At 39.6% G+C, this 21968-nt stretch carries 13 protein-coding genes; 4 read left to right on the top strand and 9 right to left on the bottom strand.

Annotated features, from left to right (window positions below):
- Positions 1-115 precede the first annotated feature (115 nt).
- From H7U19_RS05840 to H7U19_RS05880, 9 genes are all read right to left on the bottom strand, one after another.
- Positions 116-1765, bottom strand: coding sequence for an alpha-amylase family glycosyl hydrolase (locus tag H7U19_RS05840; protein ID WP_186560073.1), 1650 nt, complete (start codon positions 1763-1765; stop codon positions 116-118).
- 3 nt (positions 1766-1768) lie between these two features.
- Complete coding sequence (locus H7U19_RS05845) at positions 1769-3646, bottom strand: alpha-amylase family glycosyl hydrolase (protein ID WP_186560075.1); 1878 nt, start codon at positions 3644-3646, stop codon at positions 1769-1771.
- 1 nt (position 3647) lies between these two features.
- Positions 3648-4622 carry an alpha/beta hydrolase gene (locus H7U19_RS05850; protein WP_186560077.1) on the bottom strand — a complete coding sequence of 325 codons (975 nt, stop codon included), beginning with the start codon at positions 4620-4622 and terminating at the stop codon, positions 3648-3650.
- A 50-nt stretch (positions 4623-4672) separates the two neighbouring features.
- A complete protein-coding gene (locus tag H7U19_RS05855) occupies positions 4673-6643 on the bottom strand; it encodes a glycoside hydrolase family 13 protein (protein WP_186560079.1) in 1971 nt (656 codons plus the stop codon).
- A 6-nt stretch (positions 6644-6649) separates the two neighbouring features.
- Complete coding sequence (locus H7U19_RS05860) at positions 6650-8761, bottom strand: glycoside hydrolase family 97 protein (protein WP_186560081.1); 2112 nt, start codon at positions 8759-8761, stop codon at positions 6650-6652.
- Positions 8762-8793: 32 nt separating this feature from the next.
- Complete coding sequence (locus H7U19_RS05865; protein WP_186560083.1) at positions 8794-11103, bottom strand: glycoside hydrolase family 65 protein; 2310 nt, start codon at positions 11101-11103, stop codon at positions 8794-8796.
- On the bottom strand, positions 11084-11773 hold the full coding sequence (gene pgmB, locus H7U19_RS05870) for a beta-phosphoglucomutase (protein WP_186560085.1): 690 nt from the start codon (positions 11771-11773) through the stop codon (positions 11084-11086). The genes H7U19_RS05865 and pgmB overlap by 20 nt, the downstream gene beginning before the upstream one ends.
- A gap of 72 nt (positions 11774-11845) precedes the next feature.
- Positions 11846-13204 (bottom strand): MFS transporter, encoded by a 1359-nt coding sequence (locus tag H7U19_RS05875; RefSeq protein WP_186560087.1) that lies wholly within the window; start codon positions 13202-13204, stop codon positions 11846-11848.
- Between the two features lie 155 nt (positions 13205-13359).
- Entirely contained in the window at positions 13360-14433 is a 1074-nt protein-coding gene (locus H7U19_RS05880) for a LacI family DNA-binding transcriptional regulator (RefSeq protein WP_186560089.1), read from the bottom strand.
- A 248-nt stretch (positions 14434-14681) separates the two neighbouring features.
- Between H7U19_RS05880 and H7U19_RS05885 the strand changes: the two genes are divergently transcribed.
- From H7U19_RS05885 to H7U19_RS05900, 4 genes are read left to right on the top strand one after another with little or no spacing between them, the layout of a single operon-like run.
- Positions 14682-17630 (top strand): SusC/RagA family TonB-linked outer membrane protein, encoded by a 2949-nt coding sequence (locus tag H7U19_RS05885; protein ID WP_186560098.1) that lies wholly within the window; start codon positions 14682-14684, stop codon positions 17628-17630.
- Positions 17631-17642: 12 nt separating this feature from the next.
- Positions 17643-19247: a RagB/SusD family nutrient uptake outer membrane protein gene (locus H7U19_RS05890; RefSeq protein ID WP_186560106.1), complete on the top strand. Its 1605-nt coding sequence runs from the start codon at positions 17643-17645 to the stop codon at positions 19245-19247.
- Positions 19248-19261: 14 nt separating this feature from the next.
- A complete protein-coding gene (locus tag H7U19_RS05895; RefSeq protein WP_186560108.1) occupies positions 19262-20392 on the top strand; it encodes a SusE domain-containing protein in 1131 nt (376 codons plus the stop codon).
- 18 nt (positions 20393-20410) lie between these two features.
- The gene (locus tag H7U19_RS05900) at positions 20411-21871 is read left to right on the top strand and encodes a SusE domain-containing protein (protein WP_186560109.1); all 1461 of its coding nucleotides are present in this window, start codon (positions 20411-20413) and stop codon (positions 21869-21871) included.
- The last annotated feature ends 97 nt before the right edge of the window (positions 21872-21968 follow it).

Raw genomic sequence — 21968 nt, forward strand, 5'->3', positions numbered from 1 at the left:
CAAATATCCTAATTTTGATGAAATTTCCAAAGTATCGGCGGCAACAATTTCACTTTTTTTTTGGGGATGCCTCTGAAATAATTTGAAATGTTCAGGTGCAATTGCATAAAACGTGTTACCGCTCTAGTAAAACAATCGGGAAATTAGAAGTAATAGTGAGGGTTTTATTTGTGACAACAGCTTCTTGACCGGAATATGCGTCATGAATTTTTTCGCCCTCGGTAAAAACCCCAGAAACATTGATTACTTTTTTTCCAGTGGACAACCCCAAACCTATCACCACATTATCCTCAAACCTGTTCTTGCTAAAAGATCTTGAAAATACAAGTGGATCTTTCGAAATGATATGATGCACACCAGCGCCAACGGCAGGATGTTTGGCTCTAAATTGGCCCAGTTTCTGCCAGTGTTTCAAAATATCTTGAGTTGTTGCATCATTCTGAATCGCTTCCCAATTCATAAATGATCGTAAGGTAGCATCACCTTTAGTATCTTCAACAACCAATGAACGTGCAGATTCATCTCCATAATACACCTGTGAAGCACCTGGACACAGCAATAGTTTCGTTGCGGTTTCAAAAGGTTTTTCCCTTGAAGGGTCAAAAGGATCTCCGTCATCGTGGGAGCTTAAATAATTTAATACGCTGTACCCTTTTAAATCGGAATTCAAAATATCGGAATAGCTTTGAAAGAACTCGGCAATGGGTAATTCCTTTGCATTCCACTTAGCCTCAAAATTGATGAGCCCATCGAAGTCGTCATCAAAATAATTCACTTTTTTATCACCAAAATCAAATGCTTTTTTGGCCGATATACCATAATTGTAAACTTCACCTACCAAATAAAAATCGTTGTCATCCAAAACTTTTTCAGGGTTGTTTTTTTTGAACTCTGAGAAAGCCACATCACAAACATCTTTAAACTCTTGCCACACGTAAGGTTCGGTATGCTTCACTGTATCCACCCGATACCCATCAATGCCAAATTCCAAAATATAATCGGCCAGCCATTTCATAATGTAAAAACGTGGCGCACGAGGGTAGCCGGTTTTCTTAAAAAAGGCGTCCAGTTCTGCAACCTCATCCTCAAAACGGTCCTCAGACTTCCATTTTTGAACTAATTGGGGAGGCAACTCCACCGTTTCATTACTTTCTGTTCTGATGTCCGGGAGGTTTTCCACCAAAGTACAGGTCACCGTATTTTCAAACGATTTATAATCACAAGTTGGCTCCGTACGCACCCACTCATTAGGCCAAAGCGGGTCTTTTTCGGTAACCGGACCCGTATGATTGATGACAGCATCCAAAAGAATTCGAATGCCATTTTTATGCGCGGTTTCAACCAACTGACGCAAATCTTCTTTTGTTCCAAAATTTGGGTCGATGGCTGTCCAATCACTGGCCCAATAGCCATGAAACCCATAGGTTAACCCAGTACCTTCATCTGTCCCTCCATGGATTTGTTCAACTATTGGCGTCATCCAAATGGCATTGATACCCAAATCAGTAAAATAACCTTCGTTAATTTTTTGGGTGACCCCTTTGATATCACCACCTTCAAAACCACGGAGTTTTCCTGTTTTAAGGGTTCTGCCGAAGTTGATGTCGTTTAAAGTATCGCCATTATTGAACCTATCCGTCAACAAAAAATACACGTTCGCGCCCTCCCAGATAAAAGAGGTTTCTACGTGCTTAACAGGGGCTTGTTTTTCGTCTTTACAATTGAAAATGAATACAACAGCTAATAAAAGAAGTAAATGCTTCATGGGTTATTTGATTTTTAAAATGAAGGATTGCAAAGGCTTCAATCGAATATTGATGCTTCCTTTCCCCTTTTCAACCTCCAATTTTGAAACATATTCGCGGTAAAGAACGTCACGCATTAGGTAATCGCCGTCGGATAACTTCCAGTTTTTAATAATACGCTCAGGGATTTCTAAATCAAATTCATAGGTATTGACATCATCAAAATTGGCGACTATAATCAGTTTTTCATTGTCACTCCACCTCACAAAGGACAGTACTTTATCATTATAGCCTTCGGTGTACTTGCGATTGTAACTGTGGATATCTGAATAATTCCCAACTAGGGCATCACTTTGAATGGTGAAATTCAACAATCTTTTATAAAAATCACGCAAGCCTTTTTCATCGTCAGATAATTGTCCCCCATCAAACTTTTTATCGTTCACCCATCGCTGATGTGCGGGTACACCAACGTAGTCAAAAATTGAGGTGCGGGTTGGCGAACCAAAACCAGCATCCTCAGAACCATCCTCCCCAACTTCTTGTCCAAAATAGATCATTGTGGGCGAGGTTGTTGATGTTGCTGAAACTACCATCGCCGGCTTGCCTTTTTCAGGATTCCCAGCAAAATCCTGGCTTGCTAATCGTTGCTCATCATGGTTTTCTAAAAAGTGAAGCATGTGATGCTCAATATCCTTCAATTCATCCAAAATCGGGGGAATATTATCTGTTTTCCCATTGCCTTGCATTACACTTTTAATGGTATCGTATAATTGAACCTTATCATACAGATAATCCATTTTTCCTTTTTTGATGTAATCTCTATATAACAAAGGATTGTACACCTCTGCCAATAAAAACGCATCTGGATTTTTCATTTTGATGGACGAATTCATAAAGCTCCAAAACTCTACTGGCACCATTTCTGCCATATCATATCGAAAACCATCCACTTCTTTGTCCAACCAATACAGAGCAATATCTCGAAACTTTAACCATGAATTTGGTACCTCTTTGTCCTTCCAAAACTCAAAATGTTTTACGTAATCTTCATTCTCGAAACCGTCAGGCAGTTCATCAAAATCCTTTCGGCCTTCGGGAGAAATACCATAATTGACTTTCACGGTTTCGTACCAATCGTTCATGTCGGGTTGGGATAATCTCGACCCATTTCCTGTCCATTTTGCCGGTTGCTCAGGAAATTGGTCATCTTCAAGTGGGTGCTTTTCATCACCTAATGGAGAGTAACCGTTCTTCCATTCGGGTACCTTAAATGATTCATCTGGATTGTAGTAAAAGTTATTATTCTTGTGGTAGGCTAATGAAGCGTTATCGTCTTCTCCAAAACCCCTGACACCTTCGGGCCTGGAAATACTTTTATAGTTCCTCGCAACATGATTAGGTACAATATCAATGATAACCTTTAAACCTGTATCGTGTGTGCGTTTGATAAGTGCTTCGAATTCCTGCAACCGGTTTTCTACATTTACCGCTAAATCTGGGTTGACATTATAGTAATCCTTTACGGCATACGGCGAACCAGCACGACCCTTTACCACATCGGGATCATCATTTGAAATGCCATATTCCGTATAATCGTTGATAACAGCATGATGTGGCACACCCGTAAACCAAATATGGCTCACCCCAAAATCTTTGATTTCCTTCAGTGCTTTTTCAGTAAAATCGTTAAACTTGCCAACGCCGTTTTCTTCAATTGTACCCCAAGGTTTATTCGTGGTATTGGTATTTCCAAATAAACGCGTAAACACTTGGTAGACCACGTATTTTTTCTTGGATATTTCAACATCACTTGTTTGGGCTTTAGCTTCTTTTTTTTCATTCGTACAACTTAAACCTACCATCATTAATGCTATTAATATGTATTGAATCGATTTCATTTTAATCTTGTCCTAATAAAAAAGTAAATGGAATATCAAGTCGCTTATTCCACGCATTTTCAGAATGGTTTGTTCCTTCAAACTTTAAATTTTTGAAATTGTTTTCACTGTACCCCTTTGAAATCAAAATCTCATTTACAGATGGTGCATATTGCGGATAGTGGGCATCCAAAGTTTCCGTGCCATAATCAAAATACATCTTATGGTCGGTTGGATCCGGAAGGTTGTTTTCCATGTATTTAAGAATGGCCCATGGTAACGGGTTATTGTCAATGGGTTGTGCTCCCGGCCAATGGGTTGAAATACACCCTGCGCCTCCGAACACATCGGGATATTCACAAATAGCATACATGCTCATTAGGCCTCCCATACTTGAGCCCATCACAAAAGTGTTTTCTTTGTTTTTATGCACTGAAAACTCGGCATCCACAATCGGTTTCAATTCTTTTACCAAAAATTTTAGGTAATTATCACCGTTAAGCTTGCTCCCTTCTTTAATATGATTTTTTTGCTGATTGATTAGCACTTTATCTTCTTCTGATAGCTTTGCAAAAGCCTTTTCAGGAAATAAATCTTGCCAGCGTTCTGCTTTGATATTGTGCGTAGCCACAACAATGAAATCCTTTGTTTTGTTTTCATCCATTAATTTCGATGCCCATTCGTCCACTTTCCATTCTTGTTTGTTCCAAGTGATTGTTGAATCAAATAGCATTTGTCCATCGTGCATGTAAACTACAGCGTATTTTTTCTCTTTTGAATAACCCTTTGGCAACCAAATATCAACAGGTCTTGGCGTGATGTATTTTGATGGAAAACTGTCCATTCGCATTAATTTTCCGCTTTCCAGTCTTGCCTTGGGGTAATCTTTAAAATAGGTTTCTGATTTTTGATGACTTATTACATCCTGATTCTTAACTTCACTTCTACAGGATAGCCCTAATATTAATATCAGGATTATGAAATACTGATGTTTCATTTTTAAATGGTATTAAATGTTGAAGAGGTCTTTGCCTTGTTGAAAAGAAATTAATCCAATTTGGTGGTTAAAAGTGTGGTCCCCTTTTCGGTCAAAACAAACTTGTCTTTCCAAAGTATGTTGGCGCCAGTTAGAATATTTCTTAGTGTCTTTCCATCTAAACCAACTTCCTCAAATCGCTGTAATTCCAGTTCTATCGGCTCCACATTTTTGTTCATGATATGCACCACAACTTCGTCTTCGTGAATCCTGAAAAGCACATAAACACCATTTTCAGGTGCAAAATGAACGGTTTTACCCTCGTGAATGGCAGTACTTTGTTTCCGATAATTCAATATCTTTTTAAGATAGGCCTGCATACCTTTTTGAACGTCGGACAGACCTTCGCCTGTAAATGCATTAACAGCATCCCCTTTCCATCCTCCCGGAAAATCGGTTCGAATCAATCCATGGTCGCCGGGGTTGTCAAAATCGTGCATTAAAATTTCGGTACCGTAATACACCTGCGGTATCCTTGGCAACATCAAAATATAGCTCAATGCCATTTTGGTATTAACTATATTCCCATGCAATTGGGTGAAAATCCGACTCATATCGTGGTTATCGGGAAACACCATAATATCCTTCGGACTCACATAAATAAAATCATTAGCCAAGGCCCTGTAAATTTCAATAAAACCAGTCCCCCAAGTCTCCTCTTCGTTCAAGCCCTTGACAATTTTTTCTTGCATCGCAAAATCCATCGGAGATTTTAAATTTGAATTGTAACCGTCCTTATTCACGTTGCCTTGTTGCCAATACGCAATCAACAACGGATTACTTGTCCATTCTTCCCCGACAATATTGAAATTTGGATATTCATGCATAATTTCACCCGCCCAACGGCTCATAAAGTGCTTATCGGGATAAGGGTAAGTATCTTGTCGAATACCTCCCAAATTAGCTGTTTCAATCCACCAAATACTATTTTGGATGGTGTATTGCGCCATAAAGGGATTGCGCTGGTTTAAGTCCGGCATCGCTGAAACAAACCAGCCCTCGTTCATACTTCTCTTGTCAATTTTAGAGGCATAAATATCTTGGTTTGTAGTGCGTCGATGGTTTGTAGTAATATTTTTTCCAGCATACCAATCGCCCTCTCTATTTTCATATTTTTCTTGATGGTTAATCCAGTCCCCAAAGGGGAAATCCTTCATCCACCAATGCTCTACCCCGCAATGGTTGGCCACCTGGTCCATGATCAATTTCATGCCTTTTTCAGACAGCTTTGCAGACAGTTCGAGATAGTCCTCCATGGTGCCGAAACGGGGATCAATTTGATAATAATCCGTAATGGCATAGCCATGGTAAGAGCCCTCAGGCATATCATTGGTCAATAACGGACATGGCCAAACGGCCGTAAACCCTAAATCCTCAATATACTCTAAATGGTTTATGATCCCCTTGATATCCCCGCCGTGCCTGGCATAACCGTCGGTTCTGTCCAAACTGGTGTCCTTCATTGAGGTTATGATATCATTTTCAGGATTTGCATTTGCAAATCTGTCTGGAGTAATTAAATAAATAGCATCAGAACTATCAAATCCTATATAATCCTCAGAAGATTTTGTCCGTGCTTTTAACTCATAGGTATGCACCAAACTGGGTTCACCTTCCTTTTTGAAAATAATATTGAATTTTCCTGGCTTTGCAAATCCAGAAATATTCAAATCCAAAAAGAGATAATTAGGACTATCGGCTTTATGAACCTTCTCTAGCGAAACGCCTTCATATCGAATTTCGGGCGTCCATTCTGAAATTTTAGGATGGTGCACCAAAAGCTGAAGCGATGGGTTTTTGAACCCCACCCACCAGTTGAGAGGCTCAATACGCTGAATATCTTTTTTCTCTATAAATGAAGATGTTTCAACCTCCTCTTCCTTATCCATCTTGCTTTGTTGTTTACATGATAAAGTTACAGTATATACGCACAGCAACCCAATTAAAGTTACTTGTTTAATGATTTTATGATACTTTTTCATAATTCCCTATTTTAATTCTGTTATACTAATCGCATAACCTCCACCCGGGGCAGACAACAGTGATAATTTTGATTTGCTGGTTACTCTTTTGGTTTTAATGGTATAGGCCTGCGGATTCGTTTTATAATGTGCATCCTTGGCATCGGCATAAATGGTCGCCATGTACTTTTTCCCTTTTTCAAGAAAGTCTAATTTGATGGTGGACGTTCTTGGTGCAACTCCATTCACGTTGCCAACAAACCAGTTATTGCTCCCTTTTTCCTTTCGGGCTATGGTGATATAATCTCCAGGCTCGGCCTCCAGATAGACGCTCTTATCCCAATCGATGGCCACATCTTTTATAAATTGAAAAGCATCCATGAACTGCTCGTAATGCTCAGGTAAATCGGCCGCCATTTGTAAGGGACTGTACATCGTAACATATAAAGCCAATTGATTGGCAAGCGTACTATTTACATGGGAATTATTATCTGGATTCAACTTACTGATATCCATTTCAAAAATGCCTGGGGTGTAATCCATTGGCCCTCCGATTAATCTGGTAAAGGGCAAAACAGTCACGTGGTTTGGCTTTGAACCACCAAAAGCCTGAAATTCCGTACCCCTTGCAGATTCATTTCCTATTAAGTTAGGATAGGTTCTGCATATTCCCGTGGGACGTACGGCCTCATGGGCATTAACCATAACTTCGTATTCCGCCGCTTTTTCTATAGCATATTGATAATGATTCACAATATACTGGCTGTAATGGTGTTCTCCTCTGGGGATAATATTGCCCACATACCCACTTTTTACCGCATCGTATCCATTGTCCTTCATAAATTGATACGCTTGGTCTATATGACGCTCGTAATTTCTGATAGAACCCGAGGTTTCGTGGTGCATAATCATTTTTACCCCATTTGACTTGGCATACTCATGAATTTCCTGCACATCAAAATCGGGGTAGGGCGTCACAAAATCGAATACGTAATCCTTTGATTTCCCAAACCAATCTTCCCAACCTTCGTTCCAGCCTTCCACCAAAACGCCATCAAAACTATGCTTTGAGGCAAAATCGATATAGCGTTTTACCTTTTCGTTATTTGCGGAGTGCTTACCGTTTGGTTTGACTTTTGAATAATCGGTTACTCCCAATTGTACGGCTGGCAATTCATCCGTATACGCCCAAGAGCCTTTACCGGTTATCATTTCCCACCAAACACCTATGTACTTCACTGGTTTTATCCAAGAGGTATCTTCAATGGCGCAGGGTTCATTTAAGTTCAAAGTGATTCTGGATGCTAGAATATCGCGTGCATCATCACTAACCATAATGGTACGCCACGGCGAATTGCACGGGGCTTGCATATAGCCTTTGTCACCATTTACATCAGGTGTCAACCAAGATTCAAATACCATATTCTCATCATCCAAATTCAAATGCATACAGGCATAATCAATCAAAGCCGCTTCATGTAAATTGATGTACAAACCCGTATCAGTTTTCATCATTAACGCCGTTTGCACACCTGTTTTCGAAAACTGTTCCTGCGATGCGTTGTGCGTTACCGCTGTATCAAACTTCCCCCGGATTTCGGACAATTTAGACTCGGTATAATCATATTCTTGAGAATCATAATCCCCGGGAATCCAAAATGCGGTATGGTCTCCAGTCATAGCAAATTGTGTGCGTTCTTCTTTAATTACGAAATACACTAAATTGTCTTGTTGTGGAAATTCATAACGAAACCCCAAGCCTTCATTGAACATCCTAAAACGAACCAACATTAATCTATCAGTTTCTTTTTGTTTTAGGGTTACAGCCAACTCGTTATAATAGTTTCTTATTTTGCTTTCTTCGCCCCAAACCGGTTGCCATGTTTCATCAAAAGCTGATGTCTTTGTATCAACAATTTCAAAATCGTTAAGCAATGATTTTTCATCATCCTTTAGCTCTAAACCCAAATGACTTGGTCTGATGACCTCTTTATTTTTATAGGACAATTGATATGTTGGTTTGCCATCTTCTTCCAAAGAAAATTGTATTGAAAGAGCTCCATTTGGGGAAGCTAACTCCTGAGCATTGCCAAAATTGAACAACGCCAATACAACAATGGTTATGAAAAATTGTTTCATTTTAATAATAGTTTTTAGTTATGAAAGCAGTTTTAACTCACTGCTTTTAACACATTACTTTCCAGCGTTAGCGGGGTATCGTTCACCAAAATTTCGAGAGCTTCCCCACAAAGCATTTCAAAATTGGTTTGTTTTTGTGTGACATTTATCCTTAATATATGATTTCTAAAATTCACTTTAAAAGAATAGCCCTTCCATTGTTTTGGAATTTTAGGTGCGAAAGACAGTTTTCCATCTTTCACCCTCATGCCTCCAAAACCTTCCACTATACTCATCCAGGTACCAGCCATTGAAGTAATGTGCAGACCTTCGCGGACTTCGTGATTGTAATCGTCTAAATCCAACCGCGACGTTCTTAAATAGAAGGTATAAGCCTGTTCCATCCTATCCAATTTTGAAGCTTGGATACTGTGCACGCAGGGCGACAACGAACTTTCGTGTACCGTAAATGGTTCATAAAAGTCAAAATGCCGTTCTAATTGCTTATCTGAAAAATGATCTTCAAAGAAGTATAAGCCTTGAAGCACATCCGCCTGCTTGATGTAGGGCGAACGTAAAATCCGATCCCAACTCCACTTTTGGTTGATGGGTCTTTCAGATTTTGGTAAATCTGCAACGGTAATCAGTTCCTTGTCCAAAAAGCTATCCTGTTGCAAATACACATTGTGTTTTTCGGAATACGGGAAATACATATTATCGGCAACGGCCTTCCAAAGTGCCAATTCTTTTTTTGATAATTTCACTTTTTTGGCAATTCGCGAAAAATCCTTGGTGTATTCCTCCTCCACCTTTTCAATTTGAGCCAAGGTGTAATCGATACACCATTTTGCGAGATAGTTTGTATACCAGTTATTATTGACGTTATTTTCATATTCATTAGGCCCCGTAACACCAAGAATAACGTATTGGTTTTTAGCCGTTGAAAAGTTGGCGCGCTGCTGCCAAAAACGCGCTATACCAATGAGCACTTCCAATCCTTTTTCAGGAATATATGAGTAATCGTCCGTAAAGCGACAATAATTGTAAATGGCGAAGGCTATCGCTCCATTTCTGTGTATTTCTTCAAAAGTGATTTCCCATTCGTTGTGGCATTCCTCCCCATTCATGGTTACCATTGGGTACAATGCAGCACCATTTTTAAACCCAAGTTTTTCGGCATTTTCAATAGCTTTCTCTAAATGGTTATAGCGATATTCCAAAAGCGTTCTTGCTACGTTTTGATCTTTGGTCGCCATGTAAAAAGGGATACAGTAGGCTTCGGTGTCCCAATAGGTACTGCCACCATATTTTTCACCTGTAAAGCCTTTTGGTCCAATATTTAATCTGGAATCTTTCCCCAAATACGTCTGGTTTAATTGAAAAATATTAAAGCGAATACCTTGCTGTGCTTTTACATCCCCTTCAATAGTGATATCTGCCATTTCCCAGATGTTATCCCAAGCTTGTTTTTGTTCCTTTAAGAGAGCATCAAAGCCCTTATTTATGGCACTTTTTAAAACTTGTTTTGCCCTTTTGACCAATTTGGATTTGTCATGATTTCGATCCACCACATAACCACCAAACTTCTGAATGCTGTACGTCTCACCCTTTTTCACGGGATAGGCATAGCTAAACGCCACACGGTTTGAATCGGCGGTAATATTATGTTCCACTAAAATGGGTTTTTCTGAAATATAAACCTTGGACTCCATAAAGGTGCAGGTATGAAAATCCGTCTTCATGGTTTTGGCTTCAATAAAAGCCTGGTGGTTGAGATGACTAACATGGGTAGTATCCCAAAACTTATCGTCCCAATTGGTGTCTTCGTTTGTGATTCCAGAATCCAAATACGGTTGAAAAACGATTTCGACATCCTTGTTAATAGGTTTTATTTCGTAATTGATAGCGCCAACCTCGTCCAATTCCAAGCTTAAAAATCGCTTTGCAGAAACCTCAACTTCAATGCCGTTTGGCAAAGTGGCCACAAAATATCTTGACAACCAGCCTTCTTTCATATTGAGCTCCCGCCTAAATTTTTTGACGGATTTACAGGTATGCAAATCCAAAGGTTCGTTATTCACCAAAACATTGATACCAATCCAGTTTGGGGCATTCAATACTTTTGCAAAATATTCGGGGTAGCCATTTTTCCACCAGCCTACTCGGGTTTTATCCGGATAGTACACTCCGGCAATATAGCTCCCTTGAAAGGTGTCGCCGGAATATTGTTCTTCAAAATTGGCACGTTGTCCCATGGCACCGTTGCCTATACTAAACAAACTTTCGGAGGACTTAACACGCTCTGGATCAAACCCTTCCTCTATTATGGACCAACTATTTGGTTTAATATAATTTTGATTCATTCTTCTTCAATATTTTTTCTGAAATCACCTTGGTAAAAAAGTCACTTGGTATTTCAGACAGATCTTTAAAATTGTAATCGGCTTGGTTAAGTGTTTTTTTGTCTCCTATACCAACAGAAATCATATTTGCTCTATTGGCAGCTTCGATACCTGCGATGGCATCCTCAAAAACCACACAATGCTCAGGTTTTAGATTCAATTTTTGGGCTCCTATTAAAAACACCTCTGGATCGGGCTTGGCTTTTGATACGCTATTACCGTCAACGATCCCTGCGAATCTGCTTAATAGGTTCACTTGTTTTAATATCAATGGCGCATTTTTACTTGCTGAACCTAATACATAATGAATACCCAAGTCATCTAATGTATCCAGAAGTTCGCTTGCTCCAGGCAAGATTTCATCAGGCCCCATTTTGTGGATATACTCCAAATAATGTTCGTTCTTGCTGATGAGATACTCCTGTTTTTTTTCTTCGGAAAGCTTTACCTTTCCTATATCCAATAAAATCTCTAATGACCTTACACGACTTACGCCTTTCAGCAGTTCATTATGGTTTTCAGTGAATTCAAACCCCAATTCATCGGCCAAATCTTTCCACGCCAAATAATGGTATTTTGCCGTATCTACAATAACACCATCCAAATCGAATATTACTCCTATTTTATACATTCTAAAAGTCCCCTAGTCCCGCTTACAGCGGGAAACTCTTACTCGGGTAGTTTAAGAGTTTTGTTATTATTTTTATTGAACTATATCATCAACATCTTTAACCTTGAATACTAAAGATGCGGCGATTAAAAAACTAACGCCACTCATCACTAATGCGAATATGGCCTGATTGCCGTAAGCATATTTTACGAGTGGCCCACCAATTAAGGCATTTATAATTTGAGGAATCACAATGAAAAAATTAAAGATTCCCATGTAAACACCCATTTTTTTTGGAGAAATTGATCCTGCTAAAATTGCATAAGGCATAGCCAATATGCTTGCCCAAGCAATCCCAACACCTATCATCGAAAGAATAAGCCAGTTTTTATCCGGCATAATGTAAATAGACAACAAGCCTATACCACCAATAATTAGAGACACAGAGTGCGTTTTTTTACGACCAATTTTCTTAGCGATATAAGGCAGCGCAAAAGCATAAAATGCAGAAATAAAGTTATAAACACCGAAAAGGATGCCCACCCAATCGCCTGCATCTTGGTAACTACTACTGCTACTATCCGTATGCGGTAGGCCATAAATATGCTGTGCTATTGCTGGGGTTGCAAACACCCACATCCCAAAAAGCCCAAACCAGGAAAAAAACTGCACCCAACTTAACTGGCGCATGGTTTCTGGCATCTTTTTGAAATCTTCAAAAATATCCAATAAACTAGATTTTTCTTCTTCACCATCTTTTTCCATGGCTTCGGAATGGTCTTTTTCATCTTGAAAGCTTGCCAATTCTTCAGGAGAATATTCCTTTGTGGTAGTAACCGTAATCAGGATTGATACTACCAAAACAGCAGCACCTATGATAAAAGACAAAATCAAATTAAGAGGCACCGAGCCAGCAGTCGTTTCATTTGAAACGCCAAACCAATTTGCTAAAACATAGGGCAACCAAGAACCTACTACGGCTCCAAAACCAATAAGTGCAGTTTGAACGCTAAAACCTAGCGTTCGTTGGTCTGTTCTTAAGTTATCTCCAACCAATGCTCGGAAAGGCTCCATGGCAATATTAAATGAAGCATCCATAATCATCAGCATCCCAGCACCAACCCATAAAGCAGGTATAAATGCTATAAAAATATCGGCCTGTGGCATTAATATTAACCCAATTGAGGCCAGAATAGCTCCCACCAAAAAATAAGGCTTTCTTCTGCCAAATCTACCCCAAGTTTTGTCGCTATAATGTCCAATGATGGGTTGAACAATAAGCCCCATTAAAGGTGCAATGATCCAAAACCATGATAATTCATGAACATCCGCTCCAAAAATCTGAAGTATTCTACTGGCGTTTGCATTCTGAAGGGCGAAGCCCATCTGGATTCCCAAGAAACCGAAACTCATGTTCCAGATTTCCCAGAAACTTAATCGACGCTTTTCCATTAAATAGTATTTTTAATGATTAATACTATTTGATAAGCGATATTTTAGATATTACTTACCAAAACTTATGCGAGAAGTGAAAATATAAGTTTTGATTTCGAATCAAAGATATAAAAGAATTTGGATTTTCCTAACGGCAAAATTTTGTTACGAAACTATTTAGTAGATTCCCTTTCAATGATTTCGGTCTCGATAACCACCTTTATAAAGTCTCGTTTTTGGTCGTTATTTGTAAAGTATTGCTCGCTTTCCGCCTCCTCTGCTTCCAGTCTATCAATCAATAAATTAGCGGATTGCTCTCCCATTTTTTGGCCGTGCTGGCTTACCGTTGTCAGGCTTGGCGTAGCATGTTTTGAAAGCACGCCATCCGTAAAACCAATCACCTGCATATCGTCGGGAATGGTCAACCCTAATTTTCGGGCCACCTTCATTGCCGAAACAGCATAAAGCTCGTTTACAGCAAATACGCCATCGATAGAAGGATTCGATTTAAAAAAATGGGCGATTTCAGTTTCTAAAAGTTCTATATGATTCTCAACGTCCAAGCTATCGTCAATCTTTAGTATCAGGTTTGAATCAGCCTCAATCCCGCTACTTTGCAGAGCATCCAAGTAACCTTGAGTCCTAAGCCTACCAACGCTCACGTAGTCCATTGTGGTTATTAGTGCAATGTTTTTACATTCATTTTCAATCAACTTTTTCACGGCCTTAACCGCTCCATTAAAATCATCCACAATCACCTTATCACATTGTACCTCATTCACTACCCTATCAAACATTACGATTGGCATTCCTTGATTGATCGTTGCATTAAAATGATGGTAATCCTGCTTTAAAAGTGTCTCTTTAGAAATGGATAAAATAAAGCCGTCAATACTACCGTTGGCCAACATTTCCATATTGATGATTTCCTTGGTAAACGATTCATTGGAAAGTCCAACAATAACATTGTATCCACGACGATTGGCCACGCGCTCAATACCCCGAATAACGGTAGAAAAAAAGTGGTGAACAATTTCAGGAATAAGGATACCAATAGTCTTAGTTTTCCTGTTCTTTAGGCTAAGGGCAATGTTATTGGGCTTGTAGTTATAGAGTTTGGCAAAGGCTTGTATTTTTTGGGTGGTATCCTCACTAATCTCCTTACTATTGCTCAATGCCTTGGAAACCGTTGATACTGATACATCTAACTCCTTGGCTATCTGCTTTAATGTTATCTTTTTCTTCATGGATTGAAATTCACTCTAAAATAACAATTATTCCATTCTTTTCTACACTATGCATGCATAATTATTTGATAGCCTAAAAATGATTATTTCTCAATTTTAGAGCCAAATAATAAAAAGTTGTCAACACGAAAACGTTTTCGTTAAATATTTCGTAATTAAAAATTATTTCTTAACAATTCCTTTACATAATTTTGACGTGAGAAGTGAAAGTATAACTGACTAATTAATACATTAATTTAACAAACTGTATGAAAACAAATACTAAAAATTTACTGTTTTTGCTACTGGTTTTCCCGGTATTTTTATTCGGGCAAAATTTGGTTAAGGGAACGGTAACAGAACAGTCAACTTCCATCCCACTCCCGGGCGTTAATGTTGTTATTAAAGGCACAACAACAGGTACGGCCACGGATTTTGGTGGAAACTACCAGATTGAAGTCAATAACGGCGATGTTATTGTATTCTCCTATGTGGGCTATCAATCCAAAGAAATCACTTATTCTGGTCAAACCTCTTTGGATGTTCAGTTATCCGAAGACGCGGCGCAACTGGAAGAAATTGTGGTGATCGGTTATGGTTCCACAACCAAAAAAGACGCTACCGGTTCGGTTGAGGCCATAACACAAGAAGACTTTACCAAAGGTAACATTGTAACAGCCGAAAACCTTTTAAACGGTCGTGTTGCCGGTGTGAGTGTTAATACTAGTGGTGCACCAGGTTCTGGTTCCCAAATCAGAATTCGGGGTGGTTCTTCAATTAATGCATCCAATGACCCTTTAATTATTATTGACGGTTTACCTATTGATAATAAAGGTGTTACTGGATCCAGAGGTGTGTTAGCTTCCATCAACCCAAATGATATCGATTCATTTTCCGTTTTGAAAGATGCGTCGGCCACCGCTATCTACGGGTCTCGAGCTGCGAATGGTGTAATCATTATAGTTACCAAAAAAGGTAAATCTACTTTTAGCGCTACATATGATACACAATTTAGTTTTGGCGAGGTAACAGACTATATCGACGTATTTTCTGCTGATGCCTTCCGTCAATTAGTGGCTAGCCAACCCATCAACAATCAAACTATTGATGAGAGTTTATTGGGAAATGCTAACACGAATTGGCAAGAGGAAATTTTTAGAAGCACTGCAGCTTCAAGTCAACATAATATATCAATGCAAGGCTCCTTACTTAAGGTGCTACCAACTAGATTTTCCTTTGGAGCGGTGAAACAAGAAGGTGTATTACAAACTTCAGATTTTGATAGACGAAATTTAAGTATCGCTTTAAATCCAACGTTTTTTGATGATCATTTAAAAGTAAACTTAAACGCCAATTTGGCTTTCGAGGACAACCGTTTTGCGGATGCCGGACAAATCGGTGCAGCTATGCGCTACGATCCTACGCAACCTGTTTTTGATCCTTCTTCTCCATTTGGAGGTTATTACCAGCACAGGGATGGTAATATTATATCCATTGGCACCCAAAACCCTGTAGCTTCTTTATTACAAAGAAATAATACAGGTGATGCCAATAGAGCTTATGGTAATTTGAATTTCGATTATAAATTCCATTTCTTACCAGAATTAAGAGCAGTATTGAATTTAGGTTTTGACCAAACAAAATCTACAGGTTTTGATATCAAGGACAGAGGAGCTGCTACAACCGATCTGCAACAAATATTCCTAGGTGAATTCAAACAAAATAATCAAATTAGAATCAACAGACTTTTAGATGGTTATTTAACCTATAAGAAAGATTTTGACAAATTTGGCACTGAATTTACGGCTGGGTATTCCTATCAGCGTTTTATTAACAACGGTAAAAATGGTAGAAATATTCAAGATCCAGCAGATGTAGATGATAATTATGCAGACCCTGATATTGTTTTAATTGGATTTTTTGGAAGGGCAAATATCAGTTTCCTCGACAAATACTTATTAACTCTTACCTACAGGCGAGACGGAACCTCCCGTTTTGGTGAAAACAATAGATGGGGCAATTTCCCTGCTGCAGCGTTCGCATGGAATATTAGCGATGAAGATTTCCTTAAAGATTCCGAAACCATTTCAAATTTGAAACTAAGGGTTGGTTTTGGTATTACTGGACAACAGGATATTGACGAGAAAGACATATTCTTGAACCGCTATAGAAGTGGTGATGGCAATTCTCAATACCAGTTTGGCAATTCAGTAATTCAATCCTTGATTGCTTCGGAAATCAATCCAGATCTAAAATGGGAAGAGACGACCACGATTGAATTTGGTGTTGATTATGGCCTTTTTGGCAATAAGGTTTCGGGTTCATTAAACTTCTTTCAGAAGAATTCAACCGACTTATTATTTACAGCTACAGTTGCTGACGGTACCAACTTTTCAAACAGTGTCATCCAAAACATTGGTGAACTACAGATTCAAGGTATGGAATTCTCTGTAAATACTGACGTTGTAAACACTGATGATTTTAAAGTAGATTTTAACTTCAACGCCACATTATTGGACAGAGAAATCCAAGAATTAGCACTTGGCCAAGATGTGAGAACAGGAGGAATTTCTGGAGGAACGGGTAATAATATTCAAATCCATAGGGAGGGCGAAGCGCCTAATTCCTTCTACGTATTTAAGCAATTGTACGACCCATCCGGCAACCCAATTGAAGGTGCCTATGCGGATTTGAATGGCGATAATGTGATTAATGATGAAGACCGCTATATCAAAGAAAATCCTGGTGCTAATACCATTTTAGGTTTTCAATCGAACATCTTTTACAAGAATTTTGATTTTGCCTTTAACTTAAGGGCTAACCTTGGCAACTACGTTTACAATAACGTTAGATCTTCAAAATCTCAATATGCATTGTTGTTGGATAACGGAATACCGGCCAACGTGCCAACGTCTGTTTTGGAAACCAATTTCCAAAATACCTCGGACGTCATCACCTCTGATATTTATGTAGAAAACGCTTCATTTTTAAGAATGGATAATATAACTTTAGGCTACACCTTTAATGAGATATCTAATTCACTTAAAAGTGTCAGAATTTGGGGTGGTGTTCAAAACGTATTCACCATTACCGAATACAGCGGATTAGACCCAGAGGTAACGGATAACGATTCCGATCTTACTTTGACTTTAGGAATCGACAACGTAGTTTACCCTAGACCAAGAACTTTCTTGGTGGGTGCTAATTTTAAATTTTAAAAAAACCAAACTATGAATACAAGATTTAAAATACACAACACATTTGGCTTGGTATTGTTGTTTATCGCTACATTGACCTCATGTACGGATGACTTAAATATCACACCAAACGACGATCAAACCACATTAGGTGAAGATTTGTTTCAAGACGAACGAGCCTATAAGCAAGTTTTAGCAGGTATTTATGCTAACTTAGCTTTAACGGGAACAGATGGCCCTGAAAGTTCAAACTTAAAGGGTATCGATGCCGGTACTAGCCAATTTGGGCGGGTACTACTGTATACTCAAACTCTATCGGCCGATCAAATGATTTGGTCCTATGAAAACGACCCTGGAGCTCGCGAAATCCAAAGAAACATTTGGACTTCCCAAAACCCATTATTGTTGGGTATGTTCAGCAGGGCGCATTTATCTATCGCTTTAGCAAACAACTATTTACGCGAAACCACCGATGGCGCATTAGACGGTCGTGGCGTTTCTTCAGCTATTCGCAGTGAAATTCCAGCTTATCGTGCTGAAGCTAGGTTACTAAGAGCTATGGCTTACTATTATATGATGGATCTTTTTGGGCAGGCCAACTTCTCAGATGAAACCACTCCTGTAAATGATCCAGAACCTGAAGCATATAACAGAATTCAACTCTTCGATTATATAGAATCTGAATTACTGGCCATTGAAAACGATTTGGCAGATCCTGGCCAAAATGAATACGGTAGAGCTGATAAGGGCGTAGCCTACATGCTTTTGGCAAAAATATATTTGAATGCTGAGGTGTATATCAATGAGGCCCATTACACAGAATGCCTTACGTATTGCGAAAGAATTATTAGTGGCGGTTATCAATTGGCCGATAGCTATCTGCACAATTTTATGGCAGACAACAACACCAATTCTGCAACCAAGGAAATCATCTTCCCAATTGTTTCGGATGGTATTACCGTACAAAACTACGGGCCTACCACAGTGATGATCAACGGATCTGTAGGTAGTATCGAGAAAAACGGATCCGAAGTTGGCGTAGGTGCTGGCGGATGGGGCGGAGCCCTTAGAGTAAGAAAGCAATTGGCGGATTTATTCGGAGCTGGCTTCAATACTGATGATAGAAACACGATTATTTCAGCAGGCCGACCTATTGAAATCACCGATATCTCAGACAAGGATACTGGATATATTCTTCAAAAGTATTCAAATGCAACTTCTACCGGAGATTTTGGCCCAGACCAAACTTTTGTTGATACGGATTTCCCGTTGTTCAGATTAGCTGATGTCTATTTGATGTATGCTGAAGCCCATTTAAGAGGTGGCGGCGGTACACTTTCAGCTGCAGTTGACTATTTCAATGCCCTAAGGACTAGATCTAACAATCCAAATACTATTACTTCAGGAGAACTGACTTTGGATTTGATCTTAGATGAAAGAGCACGTGAACTACACTGGGAAGCCCACAGGAGACAGGATTTAATCCGATATGGAAGGTTTACCGGTGGCAGTTATAACTGGGTTTGGAAAGGCAATGGCAGTAATGGTATATCACTTCCTGCACACTTTGACCTATATCCAATTCCTGTAGGTAGCTTAGCGGCCAACCCTAACCTTACGCAAAACCCTGGGTATTAATATTTAAAAGATTTATGATGAAATATATTAAAAACATATCAATATTTGTCCTTGCGGTATGCACCGCAGTACTGGCAAGTTCGTGCGAAGATGGGACAGATGAATTCTTGGTCTCAGAAACGGCTCCAGTTCTATTATCCGATTTATCGATTAACAACATAGAGTTGGATCCCGTAAACGTTAACAACCCAGCAATGACATTAACCTGGACGGAAGCTAATTACGGTCAACAAGCTACTGTAAACTACAATATAGAAATTGCAGCAGACGAGGCTTTTACGAACCCTACCACAGCCTCGAGCGTAAGTGGGAACAATACCGCTACGCTTTCAGTTAGTGAGCTAAACTCTGCGGCAGGTACGCTTGGATTACCGCCTTTTGCGTGGAATACCTTATATGCACGTGTGGTATCTTCCTTAGGAACACAAAACGGAATAGCGGTAGCTTCTAATAGCATTAGTTTTATGGTATTCCCATACTTTAACTATCCATTTGATGACTACTATTTAGTTGGAAACGGTGTGGCTCCTGGATGGGACAATAACGCCAACAACCCAGCATTGTTTAGAGATGCAGGCAATCAAAATCTATATCATTATACTGGTTTTTTTACCAATAGTTCTGGCGACTTTGGAGAGGGAAGGTTCAAAGTTTTAGAATCCAGAGGGCTTTGGCAACCGCAATGGGGAGTAACGGATAATGAAGGTGATGATGTCATTAAAACAGGTGGGGATATTGCCGGTAATCCTGGAACTCAAGGAAGCGATCCAGGAAGGTTTGGAGTTGCCAGTTCTGGGTATTATCACTTCACCATTAATTTCGGTGACCAGAGTTACACTATGGAGCCTTATGATGCTTCAGGCGCAACCGATTTTACTTCTATGGAAATCCAAGGTTCCGCCACTACGATAGCAGCCATGACACAGTCTAGTTTCGATAGTCATATTTGGAACATTCCAAGTGTACGCCTTGTACCTGGCGAGCTCCAATTCGTCACCAACACAGGAAGCAGCTGGGGCGGCAGCACTGAATTTTCAGGACAGGCAACAGAAGGCGGAAGTATCCCTGTGGTTGTAGAAGACGATTACGAGGTTTGGTTTAACGATTTAGATGGTCGTTATATACTAATTCCATTGAATTTATAATCATAAAAAAAATTAGATATGAAAATATTAACAAATAAAATAAGTTTTCTTTTTCTTTCACTTGCCTTGATATTTACCGCATGTGAAACGGAGGAAACTCTTGAAATAACATCACCTGACCCTGCATTCGTATTGCAGCAGCCAGGTATTAGCACAGTGTTCCTGAATTTTGGCACCCCCGATAATGCCGCATTAAGTATGGCATGGAACGACGAAGTAACAGGAAGTTCGTCCTATGACGTTGAAATGGCCTTAGATGCTGATTTTACTTCAATAGTAAACTTAGGAAATGTGAACTCCAATTCATTTTCAATTAGCGTCGCTGATCTGAATGATGCCATTAGAAATGCTGGCGCAGCCAATTTTAGGGATATTGCAGTTTATTTTAGAGTAAATGCCGGGGGCACTTTAAGTAATTCAGTGCTTTATTTGGTGACTACCTATCCTACAGATGCTCCTATGATGTCAAATCCATCAAATAATGATGCATACGTTCTAGCTTTGGCCACTTCAGGGGAAACAGCAATGACTATTAATTGGGAGGATGCTGTTTTATCTTCAACCTTAGGTATCGAAGTGATCTATACCATTGAAGCTGCCGCGGCCGGCACGGACTTTGCTGCCCCAGTTACCGTAGGAACTGTGACCAATGGCACAACTTTATCCGTTACACATTCTGATTTAAATGCTGTAGCCATTGGCTTGGGCCTTGCTCCTGATACTGCAGGAAATGCCGATATGAGAATCATTGCCAGAAATACCAACCAAAATGGAAACACTTTAGAACGCGTCAGCGATACCACTACGGTTTCAATTACTCCGTATAATGTATCCTTCCCATATTTATATATGGTAGGAGATGCCACTACTCCAGGATGGAGCAATGACAATAACAATACACCCATATTTAGAGATCAAGATGTACCCAACGGCTATTTCTTTACAGGATACTTTGGTGCAGGAGCTTTCAAATTATTAGAAGTAAAAGGACAGTGGCAACCACAATGGGGAACAAATGATGGCTCAACCTTGGCAGTTAATCCAGGTGGTGGATCAGACCCCGGAACGTTTAACGTGGGCGCTGCTGGTTATTACACCTATACCTTCACCACAGTTGGAGAGGGAGGAAGCTTTACAGTAGCCCCATACGATGCTTCAGGAGCGCCAACATATGGCACTATTGGCATAATCGGAGATGCCACACCAGGTGGATGGGGCTCTGACACTGATTTCACTCAGGATCCGAACAACCCACATTTATGGTACCTAAATGGTGTTACATTAAATAATGGTGGACAAATGCTAATTAGAGCAAATGACGACTGGGCCGATGTTTGGAGATACACAGGCTCGTCTGAACTCTATGGCACCTCAGTGCTTGCAGGAGGTGGAGATAATATCCCCTTTAACGCACCTACAGGAACCTACGATGTTTGGTTCAACGATTTGGATGGCGCATACGTCATCATTCCTAACTAGGAATAAAATTTAAAAGTGTTAAGTGACTAAAAAGGCTGTGCCAATTATATCGTACAGCCTTTTTTGCCTAAAACTTGCACCATGTTTTCATTAAACA

This window comes from Hyunsoonleella aquatilis, from assembly GCF_014270105.1.
GTDB classification, from domain to species: Bacteria; Bacteroidota; Bacteroidia; order Flavobacteriales; family Flavobacteriaceae; genus Jejuia; species Jejuia aquatilis.